Annotated in this window: 7 protein-coding genes; 3 read left to right on the forward strand and 4 right to left on the reverse strand. The window is 62.7% G+C overall.

The window, feature by feature from the left end; all coding sequences use genetic code 11:
• Window positions 1-170 precede the first annotated feature (170 nt).
• The 4 genes from PMI26_RS04240 to PMI26_RS04225 all read right to left on the reverse strand — a co-directional run bounded on the left by PMI26_RS04240 (window position 171) and on the right by PMI26_RS04225 (window position 5,119).
• Window positions 171-2,558, reverse strand: coding sequence for a DUF3772 domain-containing protein (locus PMI26_RS04240; RefSeq protein ID WP_007979093.1), 2,388 nt, complete (start codon window positions 2,556-2,558; stop codon window positions 171-173).
• A 107-nt stretch (window positions 2,559-2,665) separates the two neighbouring features.
• On the reverse strand, window positions 2,666-4,096 hold the full coding sequence (locus PMI26_RS04235; protein ID WP_007979095.1) for a heavy metal sensor histidine kinase: 1,431 nt from the start codon (window positions 4,094-4,096) through the stop codon (window positions 2,666-2,668).
• Window positions 4,097-4,104: 8 nt separating this feature from the next.
• Window positions 4,105-4,776 carry a heavy metal response regulator transcription factor gene (locus tag PMI26_RS04230; protein ID WP_007979096.1) on the reverse strand — a complete coding sequence of 224 codons (672 nt, stop codon included), beginning with the start codon at window positions 4,774-4,776 and terminating at the stop codon, window positions 4,105-4,107.
• Between the two features lie 85 nt (window positions 4,777-4,861).
• Entirely contained in the window at window positions 4,862-5,119 is a 258-nt protein-coding gene (locus tag PMI26_RS04225; protein WP_007979098.1) for a DUF2790 domain-containing protein, read from the reverse strand.
• Between the two features lie 358 nt (window positions 5,120-5,477).
• Between PMI26_RS04225 and PMI26_RS04220 the strand changes: the two genes are divergently transcribed.
• From PMI26_RS04220 to PMI26_RS04210, 3 genes are read left to right on the forward strand one after another with little or no spacing between them, the layout of a single operon-like run.
• On the forward strand, window positions 5,478-6,443 hold the full coding sequence (locus PMI26_RS04220) for a Bug family tripartite tricarboxylate transporter substrate binding protein (RefSeq protein ID WP_007979099.1): 966 nt from the start codon (window positions 5,478-5,480) through the stop codon (window positions 6,441-6,443).
• A gap of 1 nt (window position 6,444) precedes the next feature.
• Window positions 6,445-6,930 carry a tripartite tricarboxylate transporter TctB family protein gene (locus tag PMI26_RS04215; protein ID WP_007979102.1) on the forward strand — a complete coding sequence of 162 codons (486 nt, stop codon included), beginning with the start codon at window positions 6,445-6,447 and terminating at the stop codon, window positions 6,928-6,930.
• Window positions 6,931-6,945: 15 nt separating this feature from the next.
• Window positions 6,946-8,454: a tripartite tricarboxylate transporter permease gene (locus tag PMI26_RS04210; protein ID WP_007979103.1), complete on the forward strand. Its 1,509-nt coding sequence runs from the start codon at window positions 6,946-6,948 to the stop codon at window positions 8,452-8,454.
• Window positions 8,455-8,482 lie beyond the last annotated feature (28 nt).

An 8,482-nucleotide genomic window follows, 5' to 3' on the forward strand; every position in this document is an offset into this window, starting at 1 on the left:
CAGAAATGACAGTGGGTGAGGTGTGCTCAGCAAAGACAAGTTGGCTGTCAGACTGCCATCGCTGGCAAGCCAGCTCCTACCGTTTGATTTGCGTGAATCTGCAGGAGATTGGTCGGCTGTCAGGGCGACCATCGCGAGCAGGTCGGATTGCCGCACCGTCGCTCCCGCAATCACGCTGCCGGTGGCGGTTTCGCCAGTTCAATGCCGGCGGCACCCAGGCGTTTGAGTATCTCGAAGAGCAACTCGCTCTTGATCGCCCCGACCGTGCGCGGGCTGCCGACGTAGCCGGTGATGGTCAAGGTGATGCCTTCCGGTTTCAACTGGCTGAAGCGCAAGAACGGCGCCGGTTTATCCAGAATGGATTCGTGCTCGGTGTAGCTGTCCATCAGCAGGTTTTGCACCAGTTCCGGATCGATATCCAGCGGGAACATCAGTTCGAGTATCACCACGCCCTGGGCGCTGCCGCCGAGGGTGACGTTGCGCAGGTTCTGCGAAATCAGGTGGGAGTTGGGCACGATCATGATCGAGCGGTCGGCCAGTTGTATTTCCGTGGCCCGCACGTTGATCCGTCGTATGTCGCCTTCGACGCCACTGATGCTGATCAGGTCGCCGACCTTCACCGGGCGCTCGGTCAGCAGGATCAGGCCGGAGATGAAATTCTTCACGATCTCCTGCAGGCCGAAGCCGATGCCCACTGACAGGGCGCTGACGATCCAGGCCAGGTTGGTCCACTTGATCCCCAGCGACGACAGCGTGAGCAGTACGATCGACGCGTATCCGATGTTGGCGAACAGCGTGCTCAGCGAGGCGCACATGCCCGGGTCCATCTCGGTTTTCGGCAGGAACTCGCCGTCCAGCCAGCGGCGTAGCGTGCGAATCAGGTAGACACCGATCAGCAGTGTCAGGAAGGCACGCATCAAGTTGTCCGGGACGATGTTCAGCTTGCGCAGCCCTTCGCCACCGAGAATGGCCGCGGTGCTGGTGACCAATTGCCCGAACGTCGTACCTACGCCGCCAACAAACAACGCAATGACGCCGACCAGCATCAGGATGGCGCGGCCCGCCCCGGAAAACACGGTGCATATCTGCTCCAGGCGTGGATTGCCGATGCCCAGCAGCTGTTTGATCGCCTTGCCGGTTGGTTGCCTGGGTGAAAAAAGCGATTCGCAGGTGTCCTGGTACACCTGCGTGAGCAGGTAGAACGCGGCGAAGACGATGAAAATCCACACCATTTCATAGGTGATGAACCGTGCCATCGTCACGTAACCGATCACCAGGGCGAACAGGGATACCACCACGGCAATGCCGGCAAACACATAAATCAGGCCGGCGGACGTGGTGACGCCTTCGGGAGTCTCTCCGGCAACGATCAGCGCCCGTCGGGTCTTGCTGACACGCAACAGCAGAGCGCCGATCACCAGTGCCACGACCAACGCCACGATTCCCCGGCCGAACAACACCACTTCGGCGCTCATGCCGGTGACGTTGCTCATCTGCACCAGTGTCACCAGCACCAGCAGCAGGCTGGCCAGCCGCCTGGGGTAGGGTTCCATCGCCAGCGCCACCGGATCGGCGATATCGGGCAGGCGCCATGAAGGATGTTTGGTCGACAGCAACGCGCGGCTCAATCCGGTGATCATCACGCAGGTATAGGCCAGCTTTTCCAGGTATTGCGCCAGGTCGGCCAGCAGCGGGGTGTAGGGCAGTTGCCGGGTCGCGGCAAAGTGCAGCAATTGCAGGGCGATGCCGGCGCTCAGCACCGTCGCCAGTACCGAGGCCAATGCCAGGGAGCTGCGCCTTAACCGGCCTTCGGGCATTCGATGGATGCACAGCCACGCCAGACCCCGACCGGCGAATTTTCGCCCCAGGCTCCAGATGACCAGGGCCAGCACCAGCAGGGAGGCGGTGATTGCGCGTTGACCGGGTTGCCAGGCCGCCTGGTGCGTGACATTGAGTTGCTGGACGAGGGCGCTGAAACGTTGGCGGTCATCGACTGGCAGATCGAACAATGGCGACCAGAACCGCGGGTTCAGGATGCTGTTGGTCTGCTGGGTCACCTCCGCCTCCAGCAGGCTGCGGCGAATACTGGCAATCTGGGTGATCAGCTCGGCGGCACTGACTTTCAGCGCGGCCAGGGTCTTGAGCTGGTTGTCGATCCTGTCTTTTTGCTGGCCGAGGGTGTCTCGTTGGGTGGTAATGGCGGACGTCACCTGGGCGTTCTCGTCGAGCGGTACGGGCCCCAGCACGTTGAGTTGCGCCTGCAACTGCGCCTGTCCAGGCAGCAGCGATGTGGAGAGGCGTTCAATATTCTGGATCAGTGCCAGCACCAGGTCCTGCGAGCTTTCCAGCTGGGTGTAGGTGCTGGCCTGGGAAACCTGCTGCTTGAGGCTGTTCAGCTGGCTTTGCAACCCCAGCAATTCGCTGTCGGAGATGCTGATGACCGGGGCTGTGGGGGCGGGAGCAAGGGTGTCGGCGATGGTCGCCGCCGACAGCCATCCCGGGGTCGCCACCAGCAGTGCGAAGGCGACGTAAATCATTGACTTCCATACATTGAACATCGGCGAGCTCGACGGGTTGTTAGTCACTTAGCCAATGAGGTTAGGCCATGACTCGCAGCCTTGAGCGATGTTTTGTCGAAAGTGTCCGGCCGGTTTCCGCCCGGGCGCTACTCATGCTGTTGCCGCGCCGGGAAAAACAGTTCGAAGCAGGTGATGCCGTCGGCACTGCTGACATGGCAGGCGCCGTTGTGCAGTTGCATGATCGTCGCCACGATCGACAGGCCCAGGCCATTGGACTGGGCCGAGCGCTCGCGGGATTCATCGACCCGGTAGAAGCGTTCGAACAGCCGGGGCAGATGCTGCGCCGGGATGGTCTGGCCGTGGTTGCGCACTTGTACCTGGATGCCGTCGGCGGTCGGGTTGGCGTGAATGCACAGCTCGGAATGCGGGGCGCCGTACTTGATGGCGTTGGCACACAGGTTGGCCAGGGCGCGCCGCAGCAACATGGGCTCGGCCCAGATCAGGCCGCTGCCTTGGGCATTGATGCTGATGCCTACATCGGTCGCCGGGCCTTCGAAATAGTCGGCCATGCGTTGCATTTCGTCGGCGGCATCCAGTTCCTGGCGCTGGCGCAAGGCACTGCGCGGATCGGTACGGGCCAGGAACAGCATGTTGTCGAGCATGCGCGCCAGGCGTTCAAGCTCTTCGACATTGGAGGCCAGCAACTGCTGATAGGCGTCGGTGCTGCGGTTCTGCTGCAAAGCCACCTGGGTTTCGCCGAGCAGGTTGTTGATCGGCGTGCGCAGCTCGTGGGCCATGTCGGTCGATACCTGACCCAATTGCACAAAGCCTTTGTCCAGGCGGTCGAGCATGGCGTTGAAGGCGTCGATCATCGGCAGCAACTCCAGCGGTGCGCCCTGGCTGTCGAGCCGTTCGTTGAGGTTGCCGACGTCGATGCTCTGGGTGTGGCGGGCCAGGCGCCGCACCGGCAACAGGCCGCGATGCACCAGCACATACCCGGACAACGCCAGCAGAATCGCGGCCACGGTGGCGAACAGGTAGACGTTGAGCCGGTAATCGGCGAGCACGGCGGTGCGTTCGGTCATCAGGCGCCCGGTCACCACTTGCAGGCTGCCCAGGTCTCCGGAGTCGATGGTCGCCGCCAGGGCGGAAAACGGCACGCCGTTGACGTTGGGCAAATGCTGCACGTCGTCCAGGGTCAGTCGATGATCCATCGCCACCGGCGTCAGCACCGGCATTGTCAGGTTGCCCGGATTGACCACCAGCAACGGCGGTTGGCCCGGGGTGCCGATGGTCAACAGGGCCTCGCGGTTGCCCATCATGTTCTGGAACAGCGCGGGCTTGGCCTTGATCAGGTCCAGGGTGTTGCTGTCGTTGAGGAAGGTACGCAACTGGTCGATGCGTGTGATCAGGGCAATGTCGTCGCGATGGATCAACTCGCGTTCCAGGTCGCGGTACAGCGCCACGCCCAGCAGCGCCAGTGAGACAAACGCCAGCAGGGCGAACACCAGCGCCAGGCGCAGGGTCAGGGAGTGGCTCAGACGAGAGGCGGATCGCAGCGGCGTCATGGCATTCATGGGGGCATTCAAGGTTGAGTGTCGAAGCGATAGCCGATGCCGCGCACGCTGTGGATCAGCTTGAGCTGGAACGGATCGTCGATTTTCAGGCGCAGGCGGCGCACCGCGACATCGACGACATTGGTGTCGCTGTCGAAATTCATGTCCCAGACCCGCGAGGCGATCATCGAGCGTGACAGCACTTCGCCCTGATGCGTGGCGAACAGGTGCAGCAGGGCAAATTCCTTGTTGGTCAGGGTGATGCGGTTGCCGGCACGGCTGACGCGACGCTTGAGCACGTCGATCTGCAGGTCGTCGACGTGCAGGTGTTCGTCTTCCCGGGTAGGGCCGCGGCGGGTCAGGGTGCGCAGGCGCGCCACCAGTTCGGCGAAGGAAAAGGGTTTGATCAGGTAATCGTCGGCGCCCAGTTCGAGGCCCTTGATGCGGTCGGCGATGTCATCCCGGGCGGTGAGGAACAGCACCGGTGTGTCGGCTTCCTTGCGCAGGCGGCGCAGGACTTCCCAGCCATCCATCTTCGGCATCATGACGTCCAGCACGATCACATCGAAGTCGTGCTCCAGGGCCAGGTGCAGGCCATCGACGCCGTCGCGCGCCAGGTTCACGGTGTATCCGAGTTCCTGCAGGCCGTTGAGCAGGTAATTGCCGGCCTTGGGTTCGTCTTCGACTACGAGGATGTTCATGGACACTCTGCCTGGTTCGGTCGGGCTACGGGGGCGCATCAGTGGCGCAAGTGTAGCCCGATCGGCGGTGATGGCAGGCATCCGCTCAGTTCTCGCCAAGGCAGTTCACACCCTGAACCTGATAGTCCAGTTGATGCTCGCGACCCTGGTGGTCGAGGTAGTTGAACTGCGCGGGCACGATGCCGCACTTGCCGTTGAGGTCGGTCATGGACAGGACCTTGGCCACTTCCACCGGGACATAGAAGCCGTCCTGGTCGTGGATGATTGGCGAGGTGGACTGGGTGGCGGCAAACGCCGAGCCGGTGGCGAGCAGGGCGGCAAGGCCCGCGATCAACAGTTTCATGACGAATCTCTCTCTACAAGGGCAGGGGGGCTGCCGGGTCTGGCCTGGCAGTGAGTTCAGGCTAACGAAGCGATCCGGACAGCCGACCAACAACTCGATTACAAAGTTGTAATGAAACGCTGCCTGCAACACCGCAATCCCCTGTAGGAGCGAGCCTGCTCGCGATGGACGTACAGACACCGCGTTTACACAGATGACCCGCGTAATCGTTAACGACCATCGCGAGCAGGCTCGCTCCTACAGGGGGGGCAGCAGCAACCCGCGGATCCATGGCCTAAGCTTGTTGGCAGGCCCATGTTCATCGAGCACCTCGATGGGCCAGCGGCACCTATAAAAACAATGCAATCAGGAGATGCCCATGTCCGCTTTGATCCGTCGTTTCAGTCGCTGCATGGCCGCCGGTTTGACCGCTGCCGTGCTTGTCGCACCCGCCTTCGCCCTCGATACCGTGAAATTCATGGCTCCGGGCTCGGTGGGCGGTGGTTATGACCAGACTGCCCGTGTGCTGGGCAAGGCCATGGTCGAAGCCAATACGGCCAAGGCCGTGACCTTCGAGAACAAGGGCGGGGCGGGCGGGACCCTGGGGCTGGCGCAATTTGCCAACAGCACCAAGGGCGATCCGAATGCGTTGCTGGTGGTCGGCGCGATCATGGTCGCGGGCATCGAACAGAACAAATCGCAGATCAGCCTGAAGGATGTGACGCCCATTGCCCGGTTGTTCACCGAGTACAACGTGATCGCCGTGCGCAAGGAATCGGAATTCAAGACCCTCGATGACCTGATCAAGGCCTTCAAGGCCAACCCGACGAGCATCACCTGGGGCGGCGGTTCCAAGGGCTCGGTGGATCACATCGGCATTGCCGAGCTGGCGGGCAAGCTGGACGTGCCGGTCAACAAGGTGAACTACGTGGCGTTTGGTGGCGGTGGCGAGGTGGTTGCCCAGGCGCTGGGTGGCCAGCTCAAGGTGATCACCGGCGGTTTCGCCGAGCTGGGCCAGTACATCAAGAACGGCCAGTTCCGTGTCCTGGCTATCGGCGCACCGGAGCGCGTTCCCGGTATTGACGCACCGACCCTCAAGGAGAGCGGCTATGACGTGACGATCGGCAACTGGCGCGGCGTCTACGGTGCGGCGGGTCTCACCCCGGAGCAGCGTAAAGAGGTGATCGACGCTGTCGTGGCCGCCACCAAGAGCAAGGTCTGGCAGGACAATATCCAGACCAACGCCTGGACGCCCAGCGTGTTGACCGGTGATGAGTTCGGCAAGTTCGTCGAGGAAGAACACGTGCGGTTGCACGCCATGCTGGTCAAGGTCGGGCTGCTTTGAGATGGCCACACTGCGCACAGTGGTGCCGACGCAATTGGCGGTCGGCCTCGGCCTGATCGCCATCAGCGTGGTGTTGGCGATGGGGGCCTACCGGTTTCCGCCGGAAATGGGTTTTGTCATCCTCCCGGCCTACGTTTACCCCTATGTGGTGGCGGCGTTTCTCGGCGGTGTGGGCCTGTTGCTGAGCTATCAGGCGCTCAGCGGCGGTTTTCGCGAGCTGGATAACGACGACGCAGGCACGGTGCCCGGTGGAAAAACCGGCGCCGCCTGGGTGACCGCCGGGCTTGTCGGGGTGGCGCTATTGATCAACCTCATCGGTTTTGTGCTGGCCGCCGGGTTGCTGTTCGCCTGCTCGGCGCGGGGGTTCGGCAGCCGTCATCCGCTGCGGGACCTGGCCATCGGCATTGCCCTGACCCTGCCGATCTACTGGCTGTTCAACGCCGGGCTGGGGGTTTCCCTGCCGTCGCTGATCAACATCTGGCTTTGAAAGGAGATCGACACCGTGGACATTCTTTCAAGCCTGGCGATGGGGTTTTCCTCGGCACTGACGCCGATCAACCTGATGTGGGGGTTCATCGGTTGCCTGCTCGGCACCGCCATCGGCGTGTTGCCGGGGATCGGCCCGGCGCTGACGGTGGCCCTGCTGTTGCCGATCACCGCCAAGGTCGACCCCACCGGCGCGCTGATCATGTTCGCCGGTATCTACTACGGTGCGCAGTTCGGCGGTTCCACCACCTCGATCCTGCTCAACACCCCGGGTGAATCGTCTTCCATGGTCACGGCCCTGGAGGGCAACCTGATGGCGCGCAACGGCCGCGCCGGCCCTGCGCTGGCAACGGCGGCGATAGGCTCCTTCGTCGCCGGCACCATCGCCACGGTGTTGCTGACGCTGTTTGCGCCGGTTGTGGCCAGGCTGGCACTGAATTTCGGCCCGACCGAATATTTCGCGATCCTGGTGCTGTCGTTCACCACCGTGTCGGCGGTGCTCGGCGCTTCCATGCTGCGAGGATTCGCTTCGCTGGGTGTCGGGCTGACCATCGGTTTGATCGGCCTGGACTCGACCTCGGGCATTGCCCGCTACACCCTGGGCGTTCCCGAACTGGTGGACGGTATCGAGGTGGTGCTGGTGGCGGTCGGCTTGTTCGCGGTGGGCGAGGCCTTGTACAGCCTGCTCTATCAAACGGAAGCGAACGAAGGGCGGCATCGCCTGACCTCGTTGTGGATGACCCGTGCCGACTGGAAACGCTCGGTGCCCGCGTGGCTTCGGGGCACGCTGATCGGCTTTCCGTTTGGTTCGATTCCGGCGGGCGGTGCGGAGATCCCGACCTTTCTGTCCTATTCCACCGAGCGCAAGCTCAGCAAGTACCCCAAGGAGTTTTCCGCCAACAAGGGCGAGGGTGCTATCGAAGGGGTCGCTGGCCCCGAAGCGGCCAACAATGCCAGCGCGACCGGGTCCCTGGTGCCGTTGCTGACCCTGGGCATCCCGACGTCCGCCACCGCGGCGATCCTCCTGGCCGCGTTCCAGAACTACAACCTGCAACCGGGGCCGATGCTGTTCGAAACTTCCGCCGACCTGGTCTGGACGTTGGTGGCCTCGCTGTACATCGGCAACGTCATCCTGCTGGTGTTGAACCTGCCGCTGGTGGGGCTGTGGGTCAAACTGCTGCAGATCCCCCGGCCGTACCTGAATGCCGGCATCCTGGTATTCGCCACCATCGGCGTGTATGGCATGCGCCACTCATCCTTCGACCTGCTGCTGATGTTGGCGATTGGCTGGGGCGGGGTGCTGATGCGGCGGTTCGACTTCCCCGTCGCCCCGGTGATCGTCGGCATGCTGCTGGGGCCGATGGCCGAAAAACAATTGCGCAACGCCTTGTCCATCGGCCAGGGCGACTGGACGGTGTTCGTCACGCAACCGATCTCGGCGTTCTTTCTCGCCCTGACGCTGCTGGTGCTGGTGGTGCCTCATGTGTTGCATAAACGCGGGATCAAGTTGCATGAGGATGATTGAGCAATCCCTGTGGGGGCGGTGTGTCAGT

The sequence above is a fragment of the Pseudomonas sp. GM33 genome (genome assembly GCF_000282295.1).
In the GTDB taxonomy this organism is placed as follows: Bacteria; Pseudomonadota; Gammaproteobacteria; order Pseudomonadales; family Pseudomonadaceae; genus Aquipseudomonas; species Aquipseudomonas laurylsulfatiphila.